Genomic DNA, 25,834 nt, shown 5'->3' with positions numbered 1-25,834 from the left:
ATTAATCAAGATATTGTCATTAAATAAATTGACAAAATAAGTAATTATTATGAATCTAAAGTGAAATTTTTATAAAAAATTGTAATGATTCAAAAATTTTGTTGCATTTCTTTTGTAATCATATGATAATGTAAATGTAATCAAATTGTAATATAAGGGGAAAAGACAATGAAAAAATTAGCAACAGTAGGTTCTTTAATTGTAACAAGCACTTTAGTATTCTCAAGTATGCCTTTTCAAAATGCGCATGCCGACACAACTTCAATGAATGTGTCGAATAAACAAAGCCAAAATGTACAAAATCATCGTCCTTATGGCGGAGTAGTACCACAAGGAATGACGCAAGCACAATATACTGAATTAGAGAAAGCTTTACCCCAATTAAGCGCTGACAGTAATATGCAAGACTATAATATGAAATTGTATGATGCGACGCAAAATATTGCTGATAAATACAATGTGATAATTACAACTAATGTAGGGGTATTTAAACCACATGCTGTTAGAGATATGAATGGCCATGCGTTACCTTTAACAAAAGATGGCAATTTTTATCAAACGAATGTAGATGCAAATGGTATTAATCATGGTGGTAGTGAAATGGTGCAAAATAAAACAGGTCATATGAGTCAACAAGGCCATATGAATCAGAACACACACATGAACCAACAGCCACAAATACAACAAGGTCATATGCAATCATCAAACCATCAAATGATGAGTCCAAAAGCAAATATGCATTCATCAAATCATCAAATGAACCAAAGTAACAAAAAAGTTTTACCAGCTGCTGGTGAAAGTATGACATCAAGTATTCTTACTGCAAGTATTGCCGCACTACTATTAGTATCTGGGTTATTCTTAGCATTTAGACGACGTTCAACAAATAAATAAACATAATACGATTAATAATAGAAAAATCGTGTGATTATCTGAGCGAGCCTAGGACATAAATCAATGTCCTAGGCTCGCTAATGTTATATTGGCAGTAGTTGACTGAATGAAATTGCGCTTGTAACAAGCTTTTCCATTTCTTACCAACTCCCTAAATAGTCATCAAAAAATTTCTTATATTTTAATAATTTTTAATAATCCGATTGTCTTATACGTGTCAGTGTTAATTCAGATATTTCCTGTGGAATATACCACTTATTAATCATAATTGGATAAGGTGTTTGTGCGTACAGTGTTTCAATAATCAGCCAACAATGTGTATCACCATCAAACACGTGACTATGATTTTTGAAGTGGGGCGCTTTGGTAATAGACATTTTTAAATCTGATTGATATGCATTGCTATAAATCGTTTGCTCAACGAATGTCTTCATGTCGTCTTCGTTTTGTGTATTCACTTTAAATGTGTCAATGACATTTAACGGTATAAAGGTAAAGCAAAATGCATCAGCTTGCTTAGAATGATTGTCCTTTTTTTGATAATAGCGTTCCATTGCAATGACGGCAGAAGGATGGTTTGCAAACAAATGATTTGTATATTCACTTTCTAAATCAACACGATAATTAATTGATGACATAGATACGCGAGCTAGCAATATTTGATCAAGTGGATGCTTAAATTGATCCATACTTGAAGCGTGTTGGGCATTTGTTTGTGGAATAACAAAGTGTCCCTTCCCTCTTGTACTCTCTACGATGCCATCTTCGGCTAACAATTTTATAGCTTGGCGCAAAGTCATACGACTGACATCAAAGCGCGCACAAAGTTCCTTTTCAGTAGGTAATGCATGGCCACTCGGATATTTTCCTATTTGAATTTCTTTATATAACGTATTATAAATCGTTAAAAATTTTGGTTGTGTTTGCGTCACGTAGACAACCTCCATAAAGTTACTTAATCACTCTCATCATACAATAATTTTTACTCGAATTGGAAAAATTATAAAAATTAAATATAGATAGGCTTTGAAAATTAGTTTTATACAAGGTTAGTAGCTGTAACTGTAAAATGTTCTTAATATTGTCAAAATGTAATGCTTGAAAGCGCTTTTAAAAAATATTATTATATACATGGTTAGACAAATAGACAAATCACTATACAAATATTGGGAGGAATATTTTATGAAATCAACACCACACATTAAACCAATGAATGACGTCGAAATTGCAGAAACGGTTCTATTGCCAGGAGATCCGTTAAGAGCTAAGTTCATTGCAGAAACTTATTTGGATGATGTGGAACAGTTCAATACAGTGCGAAACATGTTTGGTTTTACCGGAACATATAAAGGTAAAAAAGTTTCTGTCATGGGTTCAGGTATGGGTATGCCATCTATTGGCATTTACTCTTATGAATTAATTCATACATTTGGTTGTAAAAAATTAATTCGCGTTGGTTCTTGTGGCGCGATGCAAGAAAACATTGATTTATATGATGTCATTATTGCACAAGGTGCCTCTACTGATTCAAATTACGTTCAACAATATCAATTACCAGGTCATTTTGCGCCAATTGCTTCTTATCAATTATTAGAAAAAGCAGTTGAAACAGCACGTGACAAAGGTGTACGTCATCATGTAGGTAATGTGTTATCAAGTGATATTTTCTATAACGCGGATACAACAGCGAGTGAACGTTGGATGCGTATGGGTATTTTAGGTGTAGAAATGGAATCAGCTGCATTATACATGAATGCAATTTACGCTGGTGTCGAAGCATTAGGTGTGTTCACAGTGAGCGATCATTTAATTCATGAAACGTCAACAACACCTGAGGAAAGGGAACGTGCATTTACAGATATGATTGAAATTGCACTGTCATTGGTGTAGATGATTATGAATGTTGAATATTCTAAAATAAAGAAAGCAGTACCTATTTTATTATTCTTATTTGTATTCAGTTTGGTTATAGACAACTCATTTAAATTGATTTCTGTAGCCATTGCTGATGACTTAAACATATCTGTAACGACAGTAAGTTGGCAAGCGACATTAGCCGGTTTAGTAATTGGTATTGGCGCTGTAGTATACGCTTCATTATCTGATGCCATTAGTATACGCACACTATTTATTTATGGCGTGATATTAATCATTATCGGATCAATTATTGGTTACATTTTCCAACATCAATTCGCATTACTTTTAGTTGGACGTATTATTCAAACTGCCGGTTTAGCCGCTGCAGAGACATTATATGTGATATATGTTGCAAAGTATCTTTCTAAAGAGGACCAGAAGACTTACCTTGGCTTAAGTACGAGCAGTTATTCCTTGTCATTAGTTATCGGTACATTATCAGGTGGATTTATTTCTACGTATTTACACTGGACAAATATGTTTTTAATTGCATTAATCGTAGTATTTACGTTGCCATTCCTATTTAAATTATTACCAAAAGAAAATAATACGAATAAAGCTCATTTAGATTTTGTTGGCTTAATTCTAGTGGCAACTATTGCTACAACAGTCATGCTGTTTATTACGAACTTTAATTGGTTATATATGATTGGTGCCTTAATTGCGATTATCGTTTTTGCGCTATATATTAAAAATGCGCAACGTCCATTAGTAAATAAATCATTTTTCCAAAATAAACGTTATGCTTCATTTTTATTTATAGTATTTGTAATGTATGCTATCCAATTGGGTTATATTTTTACGTTCCCATTCATAATGGAGCAAATTTATCATCTGCAACTAGACACAACATCACTGTTATTAGTACCGGGTTATATAGTAGCAGTCATTGTTGGTGCACTAAGTGGTAAAATCGGCGAATATCTGAATTCAAAACAAGCGATTATCACAGCAATTATTTTAATCGCACTGAGCTTGATTTTACCTGCATTTGCAGTAGGTAATCACATTTCAATCTTCGTCATTTCTATGATATTCTTTGCAGGTAGCTTTGCTTTAATGTATGCACCTTTACTTAACGAAGCCATTAAAACAATAGATCTTAATATGACAGGTGTGGCTATTGGTTTTTATAATTTAATTATTAATGTGGCGGTATCTGTAGGTATTGCGATTGCTGCGGCTCTAATCGATTTTAAAGCATTAAATTTCCCAGGCAATGATGCATTAAGTTCACATTTCGGTATTATTTTAATTATTTTAGGTTTAATGAGTATTGTCGGATTAGTTTTATTCGTCATCTTAAATCGTTGGACACAATCTGAAAAATAAATAGATATAAATTCGCGAGATATATTCGTATTTATAGTAAAATTAAATAAAGAGATTATATAACACGAGGAGTAGTAAGTATGAAATTTGAGAAATATATAGATCACACTTTATTGAAGCCTGAGTCAACACGTACGCAAATCGATCAAATTATCGATGAAGCGAAAGCATACAATTTTAAATCTGTATGTGTGAATCCAACGCATGTAAAATATGCAGCAGAGCGACTAGCTGATTCAGAGGTGCTAGTTTGTACGGTAATAGGATTCCCATTAGGTGCGTCGACAACTGCAACGAAAGCATTTGAAACAGAAGATGCAATTCAAAATGGTGCAGATGAAATTGACATGGTCATCAACATCGGCGCATTAAAAGATGGACGTTTTGATGATGTACAACAAGACATTGAAGCAGTGGTTAAAGCTGCGAAAGGTCACACAGTAAAAGTGATTATTGAGACGGTATTGTTGGACCATGACGAAATTGTAAAAGCGAGTGAATTAACAAAAGCGGCTGGTGCGGACTTCGTTAAAACTTCAACAGGTTTTGCAGGTGGCGGTGCGACTGCAGAAGACGTTAAATTAATGAAAGATACAGTAGGTGCTGATCTAGAAGTAAAAGCATCAGGTGGCGTACGTAATTTAGAAGATTTCAATAAAATGGTTGAAGCAGGTGCGACACGTATTGGTGCGAGCGCAGGCGTTCAAATTATGCAAGGTTTAGAAGCAGATTCAGATTACTAATATATATAAAATTTGGGAGTGATAGCTATGACAAGACCATTTAATCGTGTACATTTAATCGTAATGGATTCAGTAGGTATTGGTGAAGCGCCAGACGCAGCTGATTTTAAAGATGAAGGTTCACATACTTTAAGACATACCTTAGAAGGTTTCGATCAAACTTTACCAAACCTTGAAAAGTTAGGTCTAGGGAACATCGATAAATTACCAGTAGTAAATGCAGTTGAACAACCAGAAGCATACTATACTAAATTGAGTGAAGCTTCAGTTGGTAAAGATACAATGACTGGTCACTGGGAAATTATGGGATTAAATATTATGCAACCTTTTAAAGTATACCCTAATGGATTCCCTGAAGAGTTAATTCAACAAATTGAAGAAATGACAGGTCGTAAAGTTGTTGCTAACAAACCGGCATCGGGTACGCAAATTATCGATGAGTGGGGCGAGCACCAAATGAAAACTGGTGACTTAATTGTTTATACAAGTGCAGACCCAGTATTGCAAATTGCTGCACATGAAGACATTATCCCATTAGAAGAGTTATATGATATTTGTGAAAAGGTTCGTGAGTTGACAAAAGACCCTAAATATTTAATTGGTCGTATTATCGCACGTCCATATGTTGGTGAACCAGGAAACTTTACACGTACATCTAATCGACATGACTATGCGTTAAAACCTTTTGGTAAAACTGTCTTAGATCATTTGAAAGACGGTGGTTATGATGTTATTGCCATCGGTAAAATTAATGACATTTATGATGGTGAAGGTGTAACAGAAGCGGTTCGTACGAAGAGTAACATGGACGGTATGGATCAATTGATGAAAATTGTTAAGAAAGATTTCACAGGTATTAGCTTCTTAAACTTAGTAGACTTTGATGCATTATACGGTCATCGTCGTGATAAACCAGGTTATGCACAAGCAATTAAAGATTTCGATGATCGCTTGCCAGAACTGTTTAGCAACTTAAAAGAAGACGATTTAGTAATTATTACAGCAGACCATGGTAATGACCCGACAGCGCCAGGTACGGACCATACGAGAGAATATATCCCAGTAATTATGTACAGTCCGAAATTTAAAGGTGGTCATGCACTAGAAAGTGATACTACATTCAGTTCTATCGGTGCAACTATAGCAGATAATTTCAACGTAACATTACCAGAGTTCGGTAAAAGTTATTTAAAGGAATTGAAATAGAATAAATTTAGATATTATAAAAACAGCAGTGAAGTTAACTATAACAATAGTTTTCTTCACTGCTGTTTTTATTATAATAGAGAAACGTAAGACGGTAGGACCTCTTATTTAGGAGTATCCTGATTTAATGTTAAACAATACGTTTTCGGATTGAACCGGAAATTAAATCGACAATTGCGACCAATTAGTACTAAACCGATTAATATAATACCTACACGGTCCCAAGAACGTGTTTGAATGGCAAATATGAGTGGTGTCCCGATACCACCAGCCCCAATTAGCCCCAGTATAGAAGCTGAACGTAAGTTTAGTTCAAAGCGATAAAGTATGAGTGATAGAAAGGCAGGCATAATTTGTGGTATGACTGCAAATACGAGTGTTTTAATTTTATTCGCACCACTGGCCTTTAATGATTCTACAGCACTGAAATCTAGACCTTCAATATCTTCAGCTAAAAGTTTCCCAAGCATACCTACGGAATGGATACCTAAAGCTAATACACCTGAAAATGAACCTGGGCCAACAGCTTTGATAAATATAAGTGCCATTACAATTTCTGGGAAGACACGTATAACACTTAAAATAAATTTGCTAACACCTGAAACCGGGCGTAACTTTACCATATTATTTGCACCTAAAAATGCTAATGGAATACAGATAATTGCGGCGATGAAAGTACCTACAACGGCTATCGCAAAGGTTTCAAGTAAACCACGTAATAAGTCTTCGCCATCTGGTATATAGATATAGCTGATGTCAGGATGGAATAATCCGCTGAATATGGATTTTAAGATTTCTAATGATTTACTTTTAAGTTCTAAACTTGGTACACCTGCAAATGCCCAGATGATAATAGCTAAGACGACAATTGCAATAAGCCATCTTTTAATCAATTTTCGTTTGTGTGCTTTTGTGTGAACATTATATTTTGCTATTTCCTGTGTCATGCGAGATGTGCCCTCACTTTCGTACTGATGTAATCAATGACGACGACGATAACTAAAGTAAATAAAATAATCGTTGCTGTTTTTGGATATTGAAATAAACCAAGTGTTTGATCATAAAACAATCCAATACCGCCAGCGCCGACTAATCCAAGCACAGCTGAAGCACGTATATTTACTTCAAATGCATATAATACGTATGACATAAATGACGATATGGCTTGTGGTACAACACCGAAAACAATCCATTTTATTTTATTAGCGCCAACAGCCGTCATTGCTTCCATTGGACCTGGATCTATCGTTTCCAATGATTCATATAATAATTTTCCAATAATACAGATAGTTAAAATAAACAGTGCTAATATCCCTGGAATTTGACCGATTCCAAATACAGCCACAAATATTGCTGCTAATAGCAAATCCGGTATAGTACGAACTATATTTAAAATAAAACGCGAGGGTATTGAAATCCACTTTTGATGAACGATATTGCTAGCACATAATAACGCAATTGGTATTGAAACGATGCTACCTAATACTGTACTTACGATAGCCATTCGAATAGTATCTAACATTGGCGTTGTAATTTGTTGTAAATACTCGAAATCAGGTGGAATCATTTGTTTGAATAGATCACCTATTTGAGGTATTCCTATCATTAAATCTCCAAAATTAAATCCCGTATAAATGAAGCTCCAAATGATAAGCACAATGATTAACATGAAGGTAAAACTCGTTTTTAAAGAAACCTTTTTCTTTAAAAGGGAGTCATACTTTGTAGGTATTTCTAAAGGCATGTTAGTTCACTCCTAGCTTTTCATCTTCTTTAATTGTACGTCCATATATTTCACTAAATACGTCATCTGTTGCTTCAGATGCAGGATCATCATAGACAACTTCACCATCACGTAAACCAATGATGCGTGTACCATATTCTTTTGCCAAGTCAACAAAATGTAAATTAATTAAAATTGTGATGCCTAATTCTTGGTTGATTTTTCTTAAATCATCCATAACCTGTTTCGTAGTTAATGGGTCTAATGAAGCAACTGGCTCATCTGCAAGAATAATTTCAGATTCTTGGCATAGTGCACGTGCAATAGATATACGTTGTTGTTGACCTCCTGATAATTCATCAGAGCGTTGATTATATTTATCTAAGATGTTGACCCGTTCTAGTGCATCCATTGCTTTAATTTTGTCTTCTTTTGGGAATAAACCTAATACCATTTTCCAAGTAGGGTGATAACCTACACGTCCACTTAGTACATTTCGTAATACACTTGACCGTTTAACTAAATTAAAATGTTGGAAAATCATACCTATATTTCGGCGCATTTCTAATAGTGCTTTACCATGGGCTTTAGTGATTGATTTACCTTGGATGAAAATTTCACCTGACGTGATATCATGCAAACGATTTACAGATCTTAATAACGTGGATTTCCCAGCACCAGATAGTCCGACAATGACTGCAAATTCACCTTTTTCAATATTTAAGTTAATATTTTTCAAGCCTACATGACCGTTAGGATAGACTTTACTGACGTTTTTAAATTCGATTTGACTCATGTTTGACACCTTTCTTTAATAAAGAAAAGCCAAGGTAAACTGAAATATCATAGACATTGGGTTTCTGTGTACAAATGGTTTCAAATGTACAGCGACACCTTTCTATATCTGTTTCAGTTTAGCGCCTAGCTTTTCAATATTAATCTAGAATATATCTATTGAACGAAAGCTTTTAATACCAAATTCGCTAATGATTCATTTGTTAAATAATGATTATTTCATATCTTTAACTAATTTTTCGTACTCTCTTACAATGTCGAAATTTGAATCTTTCGTTTCTGTGTATCCTTCATGTGAATAAACTTCGCTAATAATTTTGTGACCTTCTTTTGATTTAGCAATGTCTATAAAAGCTTTTTTCAATTTTTCTTGAAAATCTTTATCCATATCTGGTCTTACAGAAATTGTGTCATTCGGAATAGCTTGTGTTAATTTTAAAATTCGTGTGTCTTTAAATACATTTGGTTGGTCTTTTTTCACAGTATTACGTGCATCGTTAAATACAGCCGCAGCATCTACATCTCCATTTAATAATGAGATAACTGCTTGGTCATGACCTTTAACATTCACAATTTTCATATCTTTAGTTGCATTAATACCTGCTTCGTTTTTTAACATCGCAAGTGGGAATGTATATCCAGCAGTTGATGTTACATCTTGTAAGGCAATTTTCTTACCTTTTAAATCTTTCAAGCTTTTAATTTTTGAGTCTTTTTTAACAAGAATTTCTGATTTATAACTATCTACAAGTTCTTTACTTGCTGAACCATCTTCTTTTACACCAAAACGTTGTGCTTGTAATAATAAATCAGCTGCTTTTTGATCATGTGCTAATGTGTATGCCGTTGGTGGTAAGAAACCAACATCAACTTTTTTAGACTTCATAGCTTCAACAATTGTATTGTAGTTAGTTGATACAGACACTTTAACTGGAATTCCTAATTCTTTAGATAGTAATTTTTCTAATGGTTTTGCTTTAGCCTCTAATGTTCCAGCATTTTGCGAAGGTACAAATTGTACTGTTAATTCTTTAGGTTTGTATCCTCCTGATTTAGAATCCGAATCATTACTAGCGTTCTTTTGATTATCTAAAGAACTTGAGTTTCCACATGCTGCTGCAAAAACAATGACTGCTAACATTAATACAAATAAACACTTAAAATTTTTCATTTGATAACTGTCCCCTTCACATTCTTAATCGTGTAATATGTATGCAATGAAATTACACTTATAGCGTACCACATTTAAATGTGAAAAAGTATTTTATAAAAATGAATTTTAATAACTTTCTTTAAGAGTTTGATAAGATTTTGTAAATTTTTCGTTAAATTGCTCATATGCAACGAATTTTTATCCTATAATTCAAGAACAAATTTATTTTAAAAGGAGCCTCACAAAATGAAAAAAATATATAAGTCATTAACTGTCTCTGCAATTGTTGCAACGGTATCATTAAGTGCTTTACCGCAATCTTTAGCTATAACGCATGAATCACAACCTACAAAGCAACAGCAAACGATATTATTCGATCGTTCCCATGGTCAAACAGCTGGTGCTGCAGATTGGGTTAGTGATGGTGCATTTTCAGATTATGCGGATTCAATACAAAAACAAGGTTATGACGTTAAAGCTATTGATGGTCATTCGAACATAACAGAAGCAAGTTTGAAAAGTTCCAAAATATTTGTAATTCCTGAGGCTAACATTCCTTTCAAAGAATCAGAACAGGCAGCAATTGTTAACTATGTGAAACAAGGGGGAAATGTTGTCTTTATTTCAGATCATTACAATGCTGACCGAAATTTAAATCGTATTGATTCATCAGAGGCAATGAATGGTTATCGACGTGGAGCGTATGAAGATATGTCGAAAGGTATGAATGCAGAAGAAAAAAGTTCTACTGCAATGCAAGGTGTGAAAAGTTCAGATTGGTTATCTACAAACTTTGGCGTACGTTTTCGATATAATGCACTAGGTGATTTAAATACGAGCAATATTGTTTCTTCAAAAGAAAGTTTCGGTATTACTGAAGGTGTGAAATCTGTCTCTATGCATGCCGGATCGACATTAGCAATTACTAATCCAGAGAAAGCAAAAGGTATTGTGTATACACCAGAACAATTGCCAGCGAAAAGTAAATGGTCACATGCTGTAGATCAAGGTATTTATAATGGGGGCGGTAAAGCAGAAGGCCCCTATGTAGCAATTTCTAAAGTTGGAAAAGGTAAAGCAGCATTTATCGGTGACTCATCACTTGTGGAAGATAGTTCGCCCAAATATGTAAGAGAAGATAATGGAGAAAAGAAGAAAACATATGATGGTTTTAAAGAACAAGACAACGGTAAGCTATTAAATAATATAACGGCTTGGATGTCTAAAGATAGTGATGGGAAATCACTTAAGGCGAGTGGACTAACATTAGATACAAAGACTAAGTTGCTTGATTTTGAACGACCAGAGCGTTCAACTGAGCCTGAAAAAGAGCCATGGTCACAACCGCCGAGTGGTTATAAATGGTATGATCCAACAACATTTAAAGCAGGTAGTTATGGCAGCGAAAAAGCGCAGATCCTCAGCCAAACACACCAGATGATCATACGCCACCAAATCAGAACGAAAAAGTATCATTTGATATCCCGCAAAATGTTTCTGTAAATGAGCCATTTGAAGTGACAATACATTTAAAAGGATTTGAAGCAAATCAAACACTTGAAAATCTTAGAGTTGGTATTTACAAAGAAGGCGGACGTCAAATCGGACAATTTTCAAGTAAAGATAACGATTATAACCCGCCAGGTTACAGTACTTTGCCAACAGTTAAAGCAGATGAAAACGGAAATGTCACAATTAAGGTCAATGCTAAAGTACTTGAAAGTATGGAAGGTTCAAAGATTCGTTTAAAACTCGGTGACAAAACCTTGATTACAACAGACTTCAAATAAATATATAATAGAAATAAGAAAGATGTTTGTGATTGAAGGAGTGAGTGAGGATGTCAAACATAGCATTTTATGTCGTGAGTGACGTACATGGTTATATTTTCCCAACAGATTTTACGAGTAGAAATCAATATCAACCTATGGGATTGTTACTAGCGAATCATGTTATAGAACAAGACAGAAGGCAGTATGACCAAAGTTTTAAAATAGATAATGGTGATTTTTTGCAAGGGTCACCATTTTGTAATTACTTAATCGCGCATAGCGGCAGTAGCCAGCCTTTAGTTGATTTTTATAATCGAATGGCATTCGACTTTGGTACGCTTGGTAATCATGAATTTAATTATGGATTACCATACTTAAAAGACACTTTACGCAGACTCAATTATCCAGTTTTGTGCGCTAATATTTATGAAAATGATAGTACATTGACTGATAACGGTGTGCAGTATTTTCAGGTTGGAGATCAAACGGTTGGTGTGATAGGGTTAACGACACAATTTATTCCCCATTGGGAACAACCAGAGCATATTCAGTCACTTACGTTTCATAGTGCTTTTGAAACACTTCAACAACACTTACCTGAAATGAAGCGACATGCAGATATCATTGTTGTTTGTTACCATGGTGGATTTGAAAAAGATTTAGAAAGTGGTACGCCGACCGAAGTATTAACGGGTGAAAATGAAGGATATGCCATGTTAGAAGCGTTTTCTAAAGATATAGATATCTTTATTACGGGTCACCAACATCGACAAATTGCTGAAAGGTTTAAGCAAACGGCTGTGATTCAACCTGGTACGAGAGGAACAACTGTAGGCAAAGTAGTCTTGAGTACTGATGAATATGAAAATCTATCCGTTGAATCATGTGAATTACTTCCTGTTATAGATGATTCCACATTTACTATTGATGAAGATGACCAACATTTACGAAAGCAGTTAGAGGACTGGTTAGATTACGAAATTACTACATTGCCATATGATATGACGATTAATCATGCATTTGAGGCACGTGTGGCACCGCATCCTTTTACAAATTTTATGAATTACGCTTTATTAGAAAAAAGTGACGCAGATGTTGCCTGTACAGCTTTGTTTGATTCTGCTAGTGGTTTCAAGCAAGTCGTGACGATGCGAGATGTTATTAACAATTACCCATTTCCAAATACATTTAAAGTTTTAGCTGTAAGTGGTGACAAACTTAAAGAAGCCATTGAACGATCAGCAGAATATTTTGACGTGAAAATGATGAAGTAAGTGTGAGCGCAGACTTCCTTGAACCCAAACCACAACACTTTAATTATGATATATATGGTGGCGTAAGTTATACCATTCATGTTGGCAGACCAAAGGGACAACGTGTGAGCAATATGATGATTCAAGGTCACGCAGTTGATTTAAAGCAGACATATACAATTTGTGTAAATAATTATCGTGCAGTTGGCGGTGGTCAGTATGATATGTATATCGACGCGCCAGTTGTAAAAGATATTCAAGTTGAAGGCGCACAATTACTTATTGATTTTTTATCAAATAATAATTTGATGCGCATCCCGCAAGTCGTTGATTTTAAAGTTGAAAAGTGACGGATATATGTAAAACTTACTTGATTTTAATTGGGTAATTTTTTGTTTTTGTTTAAACTAATCACTCTTAAAAACCAATATACTTTAAGAAAAATGTTGATTTTACAAAAAATGAGGCTTATATTTTATATAACTTAATATTATGAAGTGATTAATTTGGAAACAATTAAACAAGAAGTAAGAGAATCTATTGTTAAAGGAATTTTCGCGGGATATAAGGACTATGTTAATGAGAGAAATGAAGTCAAGAAACGTATGGTGATTAGTGATGCCTATGCCTTTACTAAATCTAATCATATTGAAAGTCAAGTTGCTAAGCATTTGGAAAATTTTGTTAAGTATATTAAAGAAAATGCTGGACCGTCATGGAAGTATTTAAAGTTTATATTTAATATGGATGAAGAGAAAAATAATATCATGTTTATATTGAAAAATGAAGATTACTTTGATGAAAAAAATGTAAGCGTAGGGAAGAGTTTAGTTGCCGATAAAAATCAAAAAAGTAAAAACTATCTAGAGGGACTTATGGCTAAGAATAGGGACATTAATTTTGATACTGTTGGAGAAGATTTTAAAATTAGGCATCAAATGACTGCAGATAGTATATTATTTAATATAAAAGAAGGCAGTAATAGAGATATTAATTCTTATTTTTTAATTATTACATATCGTATTGATAAAGAATCAAAGCAATTAGCTGCAATCAAACAATGGTTACCAAATCCAGAAACAAATTCTGCAATTATGGTTGATGATTTGACAGAGTTAATAGAAAAAGTAATAGTAGAAAGAGAAGATTATCATATTGACGAAGAAGAGTTAGAAGTACTAAAAAACGATGGAGAGTTAGAACTCATAGATGTGGAACATGCATTTGGTATCAGTATCGATGAAGGTAACGATATGATTGAAAGTGAAAGGTGAAGTTAATGTTTATTGGCAAGAATTTAGAATACGTGAGAAAGCTAAATGCTCTAAGTAGAAAAGAATTATCAGAAAAAATAAATGTGAGTGAACAAGCAATTTGGCAATATGAAACAAAAAATATGATGCCAGAAATTAGTAAAATTTATGATATGACATCTATTTTTAATGTTAAATCTAGCTACTTTATTAGCGAGCAGCCCGAAGAGCTCCTAATAAATTCTGTCGATAAACATAGTATAGCTTTTAGAGCAAAAAATTATAAAGTATCTACGAAACTATTAAATAAGCAATATTATCAAGCAATGTATTTATCTAATTTAACTAACTACTTATTTTCCTTTGTAAAGATACCGGATAATATTATTTTATCGTTAATAAATAATTTAGATGACTTGTTGAATGGCAATTTAGAATCACTAAATAAAAAAGAAAGCATAAAAGAAACTGCTAAAGTTGTGAGGGCTAAAATTCTTCAAGACGAAAGCAATGAAGCACTATTATTTATGCTTGAAAAAGCGGGTATAGTTATATACGAAAAGCGAATTAATGATAGCATAGACGCATATAGTTTTTGGAGTAAAGATCTGACACCTTTTATTATACTGGGTACAAATAAGGGGGTAGCAGTTAGAAGGAATTTTGATCTTGCACATGAGCTGGGACATCTTGTTCTACATCGTCATATTCAATTCGACTTATTATCTCCTGAAGAATATAAGACAATTGAACATGAGGCAGATATTTTCGCCTCTGAATTTTTACTACCTGAAGAAGCGTTTAAAAAGGACTTTGATCAAATGACAAAAAAATCAAATCCTGATTATTTAGCTGTATTGAAAGAAAAATGGTATGTTTCTATACAAGCAATTGCAATGAGAGCCTATTATCTAGGTCTAATGTCTAGTACTCAGTACAGATATTTTTGGGCATCATTAAATAAAAAAGGCTATAAAAGTAAAGAGCCTTTAGACGACGTGATTGAAATGTCACGTCCTGTCAAAATGAATAGTTTATTAAAGTTGTATTTTGATAGAAATATACTGACACCACAAAAATTATTGAATTATTTAAAAGTTGATGAAACATTTTTGAATCATCTAGCAGGTATTAATTTAAAACTCTTTAAGGATTATGTTAACGAAAATAGAGAATATAATATAACGAATCTATATAAATAAGGCACAAATATTTAAACCTCGAGCTGAAAAAATCATCATTTCAGTTCGAGGTTTTTTATTTGTAACATCTGTTGATAGGTATCGACAAGGACCTTTTAATGTTGTGTTTTGTGCGATATAACAAGCTTTTTTAGGCTATTAAAGAATATTCAGAATTAAATATATAATTATGAATAAATTATGTCATTGAAAAAATTATGATTATATAATCATTCTAAAAACACCGAAATAACAATGATTTCATGAAAACATTTATTTTAAAATTTGATATTTGTTCAAATAATATTCGAAATTAAACTTTTTTGTATAGAATTTTCTTTATATCCTGAGAGACATGTACTATAATGTTTGTGAAATAATTCACAAAGTATAAAGGAGTGGTTGTATATGTTAACTATACCTGAAAAAGAAAATCGTGGATCGAAAGAACAAGAAGTGGCAATTATGATTGATGCTCTAGCTGACAAAGGGAAAAAAGCATTAGAAGCATTATCTAAAAAGTCACAAGAAGAAATTGATCATATTGTTCATCAAATGAGCTTAGCAGCTGTTGATCAACATATGGTGCTAGCAAAATTAGCACATGAAGAAACTGGAAGAGGTATATACGAAGATAAAGCGATTAAAAATTTATACGCTTCTGAATATATATGGAATTCAATAAAAGACAATAAGACAGTAGGGATTATTGGTGAAGATAAAGAAAAAGGATTAACGTATGTAGCGGAACCAATTGGTGTTATTTGTGGTGTTACGCCAACAACAAATCCTACGTCGACAACTATTTTTAAAGCGATGATTGCAATTAAGACAGGAAATCCAATCATTTTTGCATTCCATCCAAGTGCACAAGAATCGTCGAAGCGTGCAGCAGAAGTTGTATTAGAAGCGGCCATGAAGGCAGGTGCACCTAAAGATATTATTCAGTGGATTGAAGTGCCTTCTATCGAAGCAACAAAACAATTAATGAATCACAAAGGTATTGCATTAGTTCTAGCAACAGGTGGTTCGGGCATGGTTAAGTCTGCATATTCAACTGGCAAACCGGCATTAGGTGTGGGACCAGGTAACGTGCCGTCTTACATTGAAAAAACAGCACACATTAAACGTGCAGTAAATGATATCATTGGTTCAAAAACATTTGATAATGGTATGATTTGTGCTTCTGAACAAGTTGTAGTCATTGATAAAGAAATTTATAAAGATGTTACTAATGAATTTAAAGCACATCAAGCATACTTTGTTAAAAAAGATGAATTACAACGCTTAGAAAATGCAATTATGAATGAACAAAAAACAGGTATTAAGCCTGATATTGTCGGTAAATCTGCAGTTGAAATAGCTGAATTAGCAGGTATACCTGTCCCCGAAAATACAAAACTTATCATAGCCGAAATTAGCGGTGTAGGTTCAGACTATCCGTTATCTCGTGAAAAATTATCTCCAGTATTAGCCTTAGTAAAAGCCCAATCTACAAAACAAGCATTTCAAATTTGTGAAGACACACTACATTTTGGTGGATTAGGACACACAGCCGTTATCCATACAGAAGATGAAACATTACAAAAAGATTTTGGACTAAGAATGAAAGCTTGTCGTGTACTTGTAAATACACCATCAGCGGTTGGAGGTATTGGTGATATGTATAACGAATTGATTCCGTCTTTAACATTAGGTTGTGGTTCGTACGGTAGAAACTCAATTTCACATAATGTTAGTGCAACAGATTTATTAAACATTAAAACGATTGCTAAACGACGTAATAATACTCAAATTTTCAAGGTGCCTGCTCAAATTTATTTTGAAGAAAATGCAATCATGAGTCTAACAACAATGGACAAGATTGAAAAAGTGATGATTGTCTGTGACCCTGGTATGGTCGAATTCGGTTATACAAAAACAGTTGAGAATGTATTAAGACAAAGAACGGAACAGCCTCAAATTAAAATATTTAGCGAAGTCGAACCGAATCCATCAACTAATACAGTATATAAAGGTCTGGAAATGATGGTTGATTTCCAACCGGATACAATCATTGCACTTGGTGGTGGTTCAGCGATGGATGCTGCAAAAGCAATGTGGATGTTCTTTGAACACCCTGAGACATCATTCTTCGGTGCTAAACAAAAGTTCCTAGACATCGGTAAACGTACTTATAAAATAGGCATGCCTGAAAATGCGACGTTCATTTGTATCCCTACGACATCAGGTACAGGTTCAGAAGTAACACCATTTGCAGTTATCACAGATAGTGAAACAAATGTAAAATATCCGTTGGCTGATTTTGCTTTAACACCTGATGTTGCAATTATTGACCCTCAATTTGTGATGAGTGTGCCAAAAAGCGTTACAGCAGATACAGGAATGGATGTACTAACGCATGCAATGGAATCATATGTATCTGTAATGGCTTCAGACTACACAAGAGGTTTGAGTCTACAAGCGATTAAATTGACGTTCGAATATTTAAAATCATCTGTTGAAAAGGGTGATAAAGTTTCAAGAGAGAAAATGCATAACGCATCAACTTTGGCTGGTATGGCATTTGCAAATGCATTCTTAGGTATTGCACACTCAATTGCACATAAAATTGGTGGCGAATATGGTATTCCGCATGGTAGAGCGAATGCGATATTACTACCGCATATTATCCGTTATAATGCCAAAGACCCGCAAAAACATGCATTATTCCCTAAATATGAGTTCTTCAGAGCAGATACAGATTATGCAGATATTGCCAAATTCTTAGGATTAAAAGGTAATACGACAGAAGCACTCGTAGAATCATTAGCTAAAGCTGTCTACGAATTAGGTCAATCAGTCGGAATTGAAATGAATTTGAAATCACAAGGTGTGTCTGAAGAAGAATTAAATGAGTCAATTGATAGAATGGCAGAGCTCGCATTTGAAGATCAATGTACAACTGCTAATCCTAAAGAAGCACTAATTAGTGAAATCAAAGATATCATTCAAACATCATATGATTATAAGCAATAATCTATCTGATAATAATCATATAACTCACCTGAAATTACAAAAGTAAAAAATGCCACATAAACTTTAAGTCGATAATCATTATACGGTTATCGGCTTTTATTTATTGCCAAATCTTCAGAGAGATACAAACTAGACAATCATTTTTTTAAATAAAGAAAATATTAAGATTTATACTCATTTCGCAAACTATTACTACTTTAGAGTATAATTATTTTTAATTTCATATAAATGAAAAGTCTAAAATAATGCGGTTTAAAAGTAATTAATTGTTTAAACGATATGTAATATGTAAATACTATATATATAATACCAATTTTAATGAAAATTTTTAAGGGAGGTAAATAATGGAAAGTACATTAGAATTAACAAAAATTAAAGAAGTATTACAAAAAAACTTGAAGATTTTAATTATTTTACCGCTATTATTTTTAATTATTAGCGCTATTGTTACATTTTTCGTCTTATCACCTAAATATCAAGCTAATACTCAAATCTTAGTGAATCAAACTAAGGGTGACAATCCTCAGTTTATGGCACAAGAGGTTCAAAGTAATATTCAACTTGTAAATACGTATAAAGAAATTGTTAAAAGTCCTAGAATTTTAGATGAGGTGTCAAAGGACTTAAATGATAAGTATTCACCATCTAAATTGTCGAGTATGTTGACAATTACAAACCAAGAAAATACGCAACTTATCAACATCCAAGTTAAAAGTGGTCATAAACAAGATTCGGAAAAAATTGCGAATAGCTTCGCTAAAGTTACAAGTAAACAAATTCCGAAGATTATGAGTGTGGATAACGTATCAATTTTATCTAAAGCAGACGGTACAGCAGTTAAAGTCGCACCAAAAACTGTAGTGAATCTAATCGGTGCATTCTTTTTAGGATTAGTTGTCGCGCTTATATATATCTTCTTCAAAGTAATTTTCGATAAGCGAATTAAAGATGAAGAAGATGTAGAGAAAGAATTAGGATTGCCTGTATTGGGTTCAATTCAAAAATTTAATTAAGGATGGTTGCTACTTATGTCAAAAAAGGAAAATACGACAACAACACTATTTGTGTATGAAAAACCAAAATCAACAATTAGTGAAAAGTTTCGAGGTATACGTTCAAACATCATGTTTTCAAAAGCAAATGGTGAAGTAAAGCGCTTATTGGTTACTTCTGAAAAGCCTGGTGCAGGTAAAAGTACAGTTGTATCGAATGTAGCGATTACTTATGCACAAGCAGGCTATAAGACATTAGTTATTGATGGCGATATGCGTAAGCCAACACAAAACTATATTTTTAATGAGCAAAATAATAATGGACTATCAAGCTTAATCATTGGTCGAACGACTATGTCAGAAGCAATTACGTCGACAGAAATTGAAAATTTAGATTTGCTAACAGCTGGCCCTGTACCTCCAAATCCATCTGAGTTAATAGCTTCAGAAAGGTTTAAAGAATTAGTTGATCTGTTTAATAAACGTTACGACATTATTATTGTCGATACACCGCCAGTTAATACTGTGACTGATGCACAACTATATGCGCGTGCTATTAAAGATAGTCTGTTAGTAATTGATAGTGAAAAAAATGATAAAAATGAAGTTAAAAAAGCAAAAGCACTTATGGAAAAAGCAGGCAGTAACATTCTAGGTGTCATTTTGAACAAGACAAAGGTCGATAAATCTTCTAGTTATTATCACTATTATGGAGATGAATAAGTATGATTGATATTCATAACCATATATTGCCTAATATCGATGACGGTCCGACAAATGAAACAGAGATGCTGGATCTTTTAAAACAAGCGACAACACAAGGTGTTACAGAAATCATTGTAACATCACATCACTTACATCCTCGATATACCACACCTATAGAAAAAGTGAAATCATGTTTAAACCATATTGAAAGCTTAGAGGAAGTACAAGCACTAAATCTAAAGTTTTATTATGGTCAGGAAATAAGAATTACCGATCAAATTCTTAATGATATTGATCGAAAAGTTATTACCGGTATTAATGATTCACGCTATTTACTAATAGAATTTCCATCAAATGAAGTTCCACACTATACTGATCAATTATTTTTCGAATTACAGAGTAAAGGCTTTGTACCGATTATTGCACATCCAGAGCGGAATAAAGCAATAAGTCAAAACCTTGACATACTATACGATTTAATTAACAAAGGTGCTTTAAGTCAAGTGACAACGGCATCATTAGCGGGTATTTCCGGTAAAAAAATTAGAAAATTAGCAATTCAAATGATTGAAAACAATCTGACACATTTCATCGGTTCAGATGCGCATAACACAGAAATCAGACCGTTCTTAATGAAAGACTTATTTAATGATAAGAAATTACGTGATTATTATGAAGATATGAACGGATTTATTAGTAATGCGAAGTTAGTTGTTGATGATAAAAAAATTCCTAAACGAATGCCACAACAAGATTATAAACAGAAAAGATGGTTTGGGTTATAAACAGCAAATGAGGGGTTTTATGGCACATTTATCTGTGAAATTGCGGCTTTTAATACTAGCATTAATCGATTCACTGATAGTGACATTTTCAGTATTCGTAAGTTATTACATTTTAGAACCGTATTTCAAAACATATTCTGTCAAATTATTAATATTGCCAGCTATATCACTATTCATATCGCATCATATTTCAGCATTTATTTTTAATATGTATCATCGAGCGTGGGAATATGCCAGTGTGAGTGAATTGATTTTAATTGTTAAAGCTGTGACGACATCTATCGTTATTACGATGGTGGTCGTGACAATTGTTACAGGCAATAGACCGTTTTTTAGATTGTATTTAATTACTTGGATGATGCACTTGATTTTAATAGGTGGCTCAAGGTTATTTTGGCGTATTTATCGGAAATACCTTGGAGGTAAGTCATTTAATAAGAAGCCAACTTTAGTTGTTGGTGCTGGTCAAGCAGGTTCAATGCTGATTAGACAAATGTTGAAAAGTGACGAAATGAAACTTGAACCGGTATTAGCAGTCGATGATGACGAACATAAACGCAATATCACAATTACTGAGGGTGTAAAAGTCCAAGGTAAAATTGCAGATATTCCAGAACTAGTGAGGAAATATAAGATTAAAAAAATCATCATTGCAATTCCAACTATTGGTCAAGAGCGTTTGAAAGAAATTAATAATATTTGCCATATGGATGGCGTTGAGTTATTGAAAATGCCAAATATAGAAGACGTCATGTCTGGTGAGTTAGAAGTGAACCAACTTAAAAAAGTTGAAGTAGAAGATTTACTAGGCAGAGATCCTGTTGAATTAGATATGGATATGATATCAAATGAATTGACGAATAAAACTATTTTAGTTACGGGTGCAGGTGGTTCAATAGGATCAGAAATTTGTAGACAAGTTTGTAATTTCTATCCAGAACGTATTATTCTACTTGGCCATGGTGAAAACAGTATTTATTTAATCAATCGTGAATTGCGAAATCGCTTCGGAAAAAATGTTGATATCGTTCCTATTATAGCGGATGTGCAAAATAGAGCGCGTATGTTTGAAATTATGGAAACGTATAAACCATACGCAGTTTATCATGCAGCAGCACACAAGCACGTGCCGTTAATGGAAGACAACCCTGAAGAAGCAGTACGTAATAATATTTTAGGTACGAAAAATACTGCTGAAGCTGCTAAAAATGCAGAGGTAAAGAAATTCGTTATGATTTCTACGGATAAAGCCGTTAATCCGCCTAATGTCATGGGCGCTTCAAAGCGAATTGCAGAAATGATTATTCAAAGTTTAAATGATGAAACGCATCGAACAAATTTTGTTGCAGTGAGATTTGGTAATGTACTTGGATCGAGAGGATCTGTGATTCCACTTTTCAAAAGTCAAATTGAAGAAGGTGGGCCAGTTACTGTGACACATCCTGAAATGACACGTTACTTTATGACAATTCCTGAAGCTTCTAGACTAGTTTTGCAGGCAGGGGCATTAGCAGAAGGTGGCGAAGTATTTGTGCTAGATATGGGAGAACCAGTGAAAATTGTAGATTTGGCACGTAATTTAATTAAGCTAAGTGGTAAAAAAGAAGACGACATACGCATTACTTATACAGGGATTAGACCCGGCGAAAAAATGTTTGAAGAGCTTATGAATAAAGATGAGGTTCATCCTGAACAAGTATTTGAAAAAATTTATCGTGGCAAAGTACAACATATGAAATGTAATGAAGTTGAAGCGATTATTCAAGACATCGTCAATGACTTTAGTAAAGAAAAAATTATTAACTATGCCAATGGCAAAAAGGGAGATAATTATGTTCGATGACAAAATTTTATTAATTACTGGGGGCACAGGATCATTCGGTAATGCTGTTATGAAACGGTTTTTAGATTCTAATATTAAAGAAATTCGTATTTTTTCACGCGATGAGAAAAAGCAAGATGACATTCGAAAAAAATATAATAATTCAAAATTAAAGTTCTACATTGGTGATGTGCGTGATAGTCAAAGTGTAGAAACAGCAATGCGAGATGTTGATTACGTATTCCATGCAGCAGCTTTAAAACAAGTGCCGTCATGTGAATTCTTTCCAGTTGAGGCAGTGAAGACAAATATTATTGGTACAGAAAATGTCTTACAAAGTGCTATTCATCAAAATGTTAAAAAAGTCATATGTTTATCTACAGATAAGGCAGCGTATCCTATTAATGCTATGGGTATTTCAAAAGCAATGATGGAAAAAGTATTCGTAGCCAAATCAAGAAATATTCGTAGTGAACAAACGCTTATTTGTGGTACAAGATACGGTAATGTGATGGCTTCAAGAGGATCAGTAATACCTTTGTTTATCGACAAAATCAAAGCTGGAGAACCTTTAACGATTACAGATCCTGATATGACAAGATTTTTAATGAGCTTAGAAGATGCGGTAGAACTAGTTGTTCATGCATTTAAGCATGCAGAGACAGGAGATATTATGGTTCAAAAAGCACCAAGCTCAACGGTAGGGGATCTTGCGACCGCATTATTAGAATTGTTTGAAGCTGATAATGCAATTGAAATCATTGGTACGCGACATGGAGAGAAAAAAGCAGAAACATTGTTGACGAGAGAAGAATACGCACAATGTGAAGATATGGGTGATTATTTTAGAGTGCCGGCAGACTCCAGAGATTTAAATTATAGTAATTATGTTGAAACCGGTAACGAAAAGATTACGCAATCTTATGAATATAACTCCGATAATACACATATTTTAACGGTGGAAGAGATAAAAGAAAAACTTTTAACACTAGAATATGTTAGAAACGAATTGAATGATTATAAAGCTTCAATGAGATAGGAGAGATTGACGTTGAATATTGTAATTACAGGAGCAAAAGGTTTTGTAGGAAAAAACTTGAAAGCAGATTTAACATCAACGACAGATCATCATATTTTCGAAGTACATCGACAAACTAAAGAGGAAGAATTAGAGTCAGCATTGTTGAAAGCAGACTTTGTCGTGCATTTAGCGGGTGTTAATCGACCTGAACATGACAAAGAATTCAGCTTAGGAAACGTGAGTTATTTAGATCATGTACTTGATATATTAACTAGAAATACGAAAAAGCCGGCGATATTATTATCGTCTTCAATACAAGCAACACAAGATAATCCTTATGGTGAGAGTAAGTTGCAAGGGGAACAGCTATTAAGAGAGTATGCCGAAGAGTATGGCAATACGGTTTATATTTATCGCTGGCCAAATTTATTCGGCAAGTGGTGTAAGCCGAATTATAACTCAGTGATAGCAACATTTTGTTACAAAATTGCACGTAACGAAGAGATTCAAGTTAATGATCGGAATGTTGAACTAACGCTAAACTACGTGGATGATATCGTCGCTGAAATAAAGCGTGCTATTGAAGGAACTCCAACGATTGAAAATGGTGTACCTACAGTACCAAACGTATTTAAAGTGACATTGGGAGAAATTGTAGATTTATTATACAAGTTCAAACAGTCACGTCTCGATCGAACATTGCCGAAATTAGATAACTTGTTTGAAAAAGATTTGTATAGTACGTATTTAAGCTATCTACCTAGTACAGACTTTAGTTATCCCTTACTTATGAATGTGGATGATAGGGGTTCTTTTACAGAATTTATAAAAACACCGGATCGTGGTCAAGTTTCTGTAAATATTTCTAAGCCAGGTATTACTAAAGGTAATCACTGGCATCATACTAAAAACGAAAAATTTCTAGTCGTATCAGGTAAAGGGGTAATTCGTTTTAGACATGTTAATGATGATGAAATCATTGAATATTATGTTTCTGGCGACAAATTAGAAGTTGTAGACATACCAGTAGGATACACACATAATATTGAAAATTTAGGCGACACAGATATGGTAACTATTATGTGGGTGAATGAAATGTTTGATCCAAATCAGCCAGATACGTATTTCTTGGAGGTATAGCGCATGGAAAAACTGAAATTAATGACAATAGTTGGTACAAGGCCTGAAATCATTCGTTTATCATCAACGATTAAAGCATGTGATCAATATTTTAATCAGATATTAGTACACACTGGTCAAAATTATGATTATACATTGAATCAAATTTTCTTTGATGATTTGGAATTAAGACAACCGGACCACTACTTAGAGGCAGTTGGAAGTAACCTTGGAGAAACGATGGGGAATATTATTGCGAAGACATATGACGTTTTATTACGCGAACAACCAGATGCACTTTTAATTCTTGGTGATACAAATAGTTGTTTAGCAGCAGTATCTGCTAAACGATTAAAGATTCCTGTTTTCCACATGGAAGCGGGTAATAGATGCTTTGATCAGAATGTACCTGAAGAAATCAATCGTAAAATTGTTGACCATGTCAGTGATGTGAATCTACCTTATACGGAACATAGCAGACGTTATTTATTAGATGAAGGCTTCAATAAAGCGAATATCTTTGTGACAGGATCACCGATGACAGAAGTGATAGAAGCGCATCGAGATAAAATTAATCACAGTGACGTTTTAAATAAACTAGGATTAGAACCGCAACAATACATTTTAGTATCTGCGCATAGAGAAGAGAATATCGATAATGAAAAGAATTTTAAATCATTAATGAATGCGATAAATGATATTGCCAAAAAGTATAAAATGCCTGTGATTTATTCAACGCATCCAAGAAGTTGGAAGAAAATTGAAGAAAGTAAATTTGAATTTGATCCATTAGTTAAACAGTTAAAGCCATTTGGTTTCTTTGATTATAATGCATTGCAAAAAGATGCATTTGTTGTGCTATCAGATAGTGGAACATTGTCAGAAGAGTCGTCTATTTTGAAGTTCCCTGGTGTCCTTATTCGAACTTCCACAGAAAGACCGGAAGTACTAGATAAAGGTACGGTTATTGTAGGTGGTATTACCTATAACAATCTAATCCAATCCGTTGAACTAGCAAGAGAGATGCAAAACAATAACGAACCGATGATTGATGCTATTGATTATAAAGACACTAACGTTTCGACAAAGGTAGTTAAAATTATTCAAAGCTATAAAGATATTATCAATCGAAATACTTGGAGGAAATGAC

The 25,834-nt window shown here is 33.6% G+C and carries 19 protein-coding genes and 4 pseudogenes; 18 read left to right on the top strand and 5 right to left on the bottom strand.

The window, feature by feature from the left end:
* Positions 1-168: 168 nt before the first annotated feature.
* Both IDG63_RS04520 and IDG63_RS14935 read left to right on the top strand, forming a co-directional pair.
* Positions 169-770, top strand: a pseudogene (locus IDG63_RS04520) (hypothetical protein).
* Positions 661-894 carry an LPXTG cell wall anchor domain-containing protein gene (locus IDG63_RS14935; RefSeq protein ID WP_305956495.1) on the top strand — a complete coding sequence of 78 codons (234 nt, stop codon included), beginning with the start codon at positions 661-663 and terminating at the stop codon, positions 892-894. Before IDG63_RS04520 ends, IDG63_RS14935 begins: the two are co-directional and overlap by 110 nt.
* Positions 895-1,085: 191 nt before the next feature.
* On the opposite strand, the gene IDG63_RS04515 is transcribed toward IDG63_RS14935, so the two are convergent.
* On the bottom strand, positions 1,086-1,841 hold the full coding sequence (locus IDG63_RS04515) for a GntR family transcriptional regulator (RefSeq protein WP_001789411.1): 756 nt from the start codon (positions 1,839-1,841) through the stop codon (positions 1,086-1,088).
* Between the two features lie 235 nt (positions 1,842-2,076).
* On the opposite strand from IDG63_RS04515, the gene deoD reads away from it, so the two are divergent.
* The 4 genes from deoD (at position 2,077) to deoB (ending at position 6,092) form a co-directional block, all read left to right on the top strand.
* On the top strand, positions 2,077-2,784 hold the full coding sequence (deoD, locus tag IDG63_RS04510; protein ID WP_000843292.1) for a purine-nucleoside phosphorylase: 708 nt from the start codon (positions 2,077-2,079) through the stop codon (positions 2,782-2,784).
* Between the two features lie 6 nt (positions 2,785-2,790).
* On the top strand, positions 2,791-4,143 hold the full coding sequence (tet(38), locus tag IDG63_RS04505; RefSeq protein WP_001100293.1) for a tetracycline efflux MFS transporter Tet(38): 1,353 nt from the start codon (positions 2,791-2,793) through the stop codon (positions 4,141-4,143).
* Positions 4,144-4,223: 80 nt separating this feature from the next.
* Entirely contained in the window at positions 4,224-4,886 is a 663-nt protein-coding gene (gene deoC / locus IDG63_RS04500) for a deoxyribose-phosphate aldolase (RefSeq protein ID WP_000667267.1), read from the top strand.
* Positions 4,887-4,913: 27 nt separating this feature from the next.
* Complete coding sequence (deoB, locus tag IDG63_RS04495; RefSeq protein ID WP_000197806.1) at positions 4,914-6,092, top strand: phosphopentomutase; 1,179 nt, start codon at positions 4,914-4,916, stop codon at positions 6,090-6,092.
* Positions 6,093-6,222: 130 nt separating this feature from the next.
* On the opposite strand, the pseudogene phnE (IDG63_RS04490) reads toward deoB, so the two are convergent.
* The 4 genes and pseudogenes from phnE (IDG63_RS04490) to IDG63_RS04475 all read right to left on the bottom strand — a co-directional run bounded on the left by phnE (IDG63_RS04490) (position 6,223) and on the right by IDG63_RS04475 (position 9,781).
* Positions 6,223-7,039, bottom strand: a pseudogene (phnE, locus tag IDG63_RS04490) (phosphonate ABC transporter, permease protein PhnE).
* A complete protein-coding gene (phnE, locus tag IDG63_RS04485; RefSeq protein ID WP_001127689.1) occupies positions 7,036-7,836 on the bottom strand; it encodes a phosphonate ABC transporter, permease protein PhnE in 801 nt (266 codons plus the stop codon). Before phnE (IDG63_RS04485) ends, phnE (IDG63_RS04490) begins: the two are co-directional and overlap by 4 nt.
* 1 nt (position 7,837) lies before the next feature.
* Positions 7,838-8,611, bottom strand: a complete 774-nt coding sequence (gene phnC / locus IDG63_RS04480; RefSeq protein ID WP_000078090.1) for a phosphonate ABC transporter ATP-binding protein — start codon at positions 8,609-8,611, stop codon at positions 7,838-7,840.
* Positions 8,612-8,824: 213 nt separating this feature from the next.
* A complete protein-coding gene (locus tag IDG63_RS04475; protein WP_000787672.1) occupies positions 8,825-9,781 on the bottom strand; it encodes a phosphate/phosphite/phosphonate ABC transporter substrate-binding protein in 957 nt (318 codons plus the stop codon).
* A 228-nt stretch (positions 9,782-10,009) separates the two neighbouring features.
* Here IDG63_RS04475 and IDG63_RS04470 point away from each other — a divergent pair.
* The 12 genes and pseudogenes from IDG63_RS04470 to cap8G all read left to right on the top strand — a co-directional run bounded on the left by IDG63_RS04470 (position 10,010) and on the right by cap8G (position 25,833).
* Positions 10,010-11,553: pseudogene (locus IDG63_RS04470) on the top strand (DNA-binding protein).
* Positions 11,554-11,603: 50 nt separating this feature from the next.
* A pseudogene (locus IDG63_RS04465) lies at positions 11,604-13,138 on the top strand (bifunctional metallophosphatase/5'-nucleotidase).
* A gap of 156 nt (positions 13,139-13,294) precedes the next feature.
* Positions 13,295-14,062, top strand: a complete 768-nt coding sequence (locus tag IDG63_RS04460) for a spr1630 family ClpXP-sensitive toxin (protein WP_000447773.1) — start codon at positions 13,295-13,297, stop codon at positions 14,060-14,062.
* Between the two features lie 5 nt (positions 14,063-14,067).
* Positions 14,068-15,243: a spr1629 family repressor/antitoxin gene (locus tag IDG63_RS04455; RefSeq protein WP_000469823.1), complete on the top strand. Its 1,176-nt coding sequence runs from the start codon at positions 14,068-14,070 to the stop codon at positions 15,241-15,243.
* Between the two features lie 387 nt (positions 15,244-15,630).
* Positions 15,631-18,240, top strand: a complete 2,610-nt coding sequence (gene adhE / locus IDG63_RS04450) for a bifunctional acetaldehyde-CoA/alcohol dehydrogenase (RefSeq protein ID WP_000955781.1) — start codon at positions 15,631-15,633, stop codon at positions 18,238-18,240.
* A gap of 344 nt (positions 18,241-18,584) precedes the next feature.
* Positions 18,585-19,253, top strand: a complete 669-nt coding sequence (capA, locus tag IDG63_RS04445; protein WP_000446299.1) for a capsular polysaccharide type 5/8 biosynthesis protein CapA — start codon at positions 18,585-18,587, stop codon at positions 19,251-19,253.
* 15 nt (positions 19,254-19,268) lie between these two features.
* The gene (cap8B, locus tag IDG63_RS04440; protein ID WP_000037328.1) at positions 19,269-19,955 is read left to right on the top strand and encodes a type 8 capsular polysaccharide synthesis protein Cap8B; all 687 of its coding nucleotides are present in this window, start codon (positions 19,269-19,271) and stop codon (positions 19,953-19,955) included.
* Positions 19,956-19,957: 2 nt separating this feature from the next.
* Positions 19,958-20,722: a type 8 capsular polysaccharide synthesis protein Cap8C gene (gene cap8C / locus IDG63_RS04435; RefSeq protein WP_000565293.1), complete on the top strand. Its 765-nt coding sequence runs from the start codon at positions 19,958-19,960 to the stop codon at positions 20,720-20,722.
* Between the two features lie 19 nt (positions 20,723-20,741).
* Complete coding sequence (gene cap8D, locus IDG63_RS04430) at positions 20,742-22,565, top strand: type 8 capsular polysaccharide synthesis protein Cap8D (protein WP_000940796.1); 1,824 nt, start codon at positions 20,742-20,744, stop codon at positions 22,563-22,565.
* Positions 22,555-23,583, top strand: a complete 1,029-nt coding sequence (gene cap8E, locus IDG63_RS04425; RefSeq protein ID WP_000459062.1) for a type 8 capsular polysaccharide synthesis protein Cap8E — start codon at positions 22,555-22,557, stop codon at positions 23,581-23,583. The genes cap8D and cap8E overlap by 11 nt, the downstream gene beginning before the upstream one ends.
* 12 nt (positions 23,584-23,595) lie before the next feature.
* Complete coding sequence (cap8F, locus tag IDG63_RS04420) at positions 23,596-24,705, top strand: type 8 capsular polysaccharide synthesis protein Cap8F (RefSeq protein ID WP_001028293.1); 1,110 nt, start codon at positions 23,596-23,598, stop codon at positions 24,703-24,705.
* A gap of 3 nt (positions 24,706-24,708) precedes the next feature.
* A complete protein-coding gene (cap8G, locus tag IDG63_RS04415) occupies positions 24,709-25,833 on the top strand; it encodes a type 8 capsular polysaccharide synthesis protein Cap8G (RefSeq protein WP_000413171.1) in 1,125 nt (374 codons plus the stop codon).
* The last annotated feature ends 1 nt before the right edge of the window (position 25,834 follow it).

This window comes from Staphylococcus sp. EG-SA-14 (assembly GCF_017151935.1).
Classification (GTDB): Bacteria; Bacillota; Bacilli; order Staphylococcales; family Staphylococcaceae; genus Staphylococcus; species Staphylococcus aureus.
The sequence above is the reverse complement of the archived record's forward strand: the minus strand, read 5'-3'. Positions and strand labels throughout refer to the sequence as shown.

What these genes read in the sequence shown, in the direction of transcription:
- adhE (WP_000955781.1), top strand. Translation starts at nt 15,631, where the DNA reads ATGTTAACTATACCTGAAAAAGAAAATCGTGGATCGAAAGAACAAGAA.
- IDG63_RS04515 (WP_001789411.1), bottom strand. Translation starts at nt 1,841, where the DNA reads ATGGAGGTTGTCTACGTGACGCAAACACAACCAAAATTTTTAACGATT.
- IDG63_RS04475 (WP_000787672.1), bottom strand. Translation starts at nt 9,781, where the DNA reads ATGAAAAATTTTAAGTGTTTATTTGTATTAATGTTAGCAGTCATTGTT.
- cap8E (WP_000459062.1), top strand. Translation starts at nt 22,555, where the DNA reads ATGTTCGATGACAAAATTTTATTAATTACTGGGGGCACAGGATCATTC.
- cap8G (WP_000413171.1), top strand. Translation starts at nt 24,709, where the DNA reads ATGGAAAAACTGAAATTAATGACAATAGTTGGTACAAGGCCTGAAATC.
- phnE (WP_001127689.1), bottom strand. Translation starts at nt 7,836, where the DNA reads ATGCCTTTAGAAATACCTACAAAGTATGACTCCCTTTTAAAGAAAAAG.
- phnC (WP_000078090.1), bottom strand. Translation starts at nt 8,611, where the DNA reads ATGAGTCAAATCGAATTTAAAAACGTCAGTAAAGTCTATCCTAACGGT.
- capA (WP_000446299.1), top strand. Translation starts at nt 18,585, where the DNA reads ATGGAAAGTACATTAGAATTAACAAAAATTAAAGAAGTATTACAAAAA.
- deoD (WP_000843292.1), top strand. Translation starts at nt 2,077, where the DNA reads ATGAAATCAACACCACACATTAAACCAATGAATGACGTCGAAATTGCA.
- IDG63_RS04455 (WP_000469823.1), top strand. Translation starts at nt 14,068, where the DNA reads ATGTTTATTGGCAAGAATTTAGAATACGTGAGAAAGCTAAATGCTCTA.
- IDG63_RS14935 (WP_305956495.1), top strand. Translation starts at nt 661, where the DNA reads ATGAACCAACAGCCACAAATACAACAAGGTCATATGCAATCATCAAAC.
- cap8C (WP_000565293.1), top strand. Translation starts at nt 19,958, where the DNA reads ATGATTGATATTCATAACCATATATTGCCTAATATCGATGACGGTCCG.
- deoB (WP_000197806.1), top strand. Translation starts at nt 4,914, where the DNA reads ATGACAAGACCATTTAATCGTGTACATTTAATCGTAATGGATTCAGTA.
- deoC (WP_000667267.1), top strand. Translation starts at nt 4,224, where the DNA reads ATGAAATTTGAGAAATATATAGATCACACTTTATTGAAGCCTGAGTCA.
- cap8D (WP_000940796.1), top strand. Translation starts at nt 20,742, where the DNA reads ATGGCACATTTATCTGTGAAATTGCGGCTTTTAATACTAGCATTAATC.
- cap8B (WP_000037328.1), top strand. Translation starts at nt 19,269, where the DNA reads ATGTCAAAAAAGGAAAATACGACAACAACACTATTTGTGTATGAAAAA.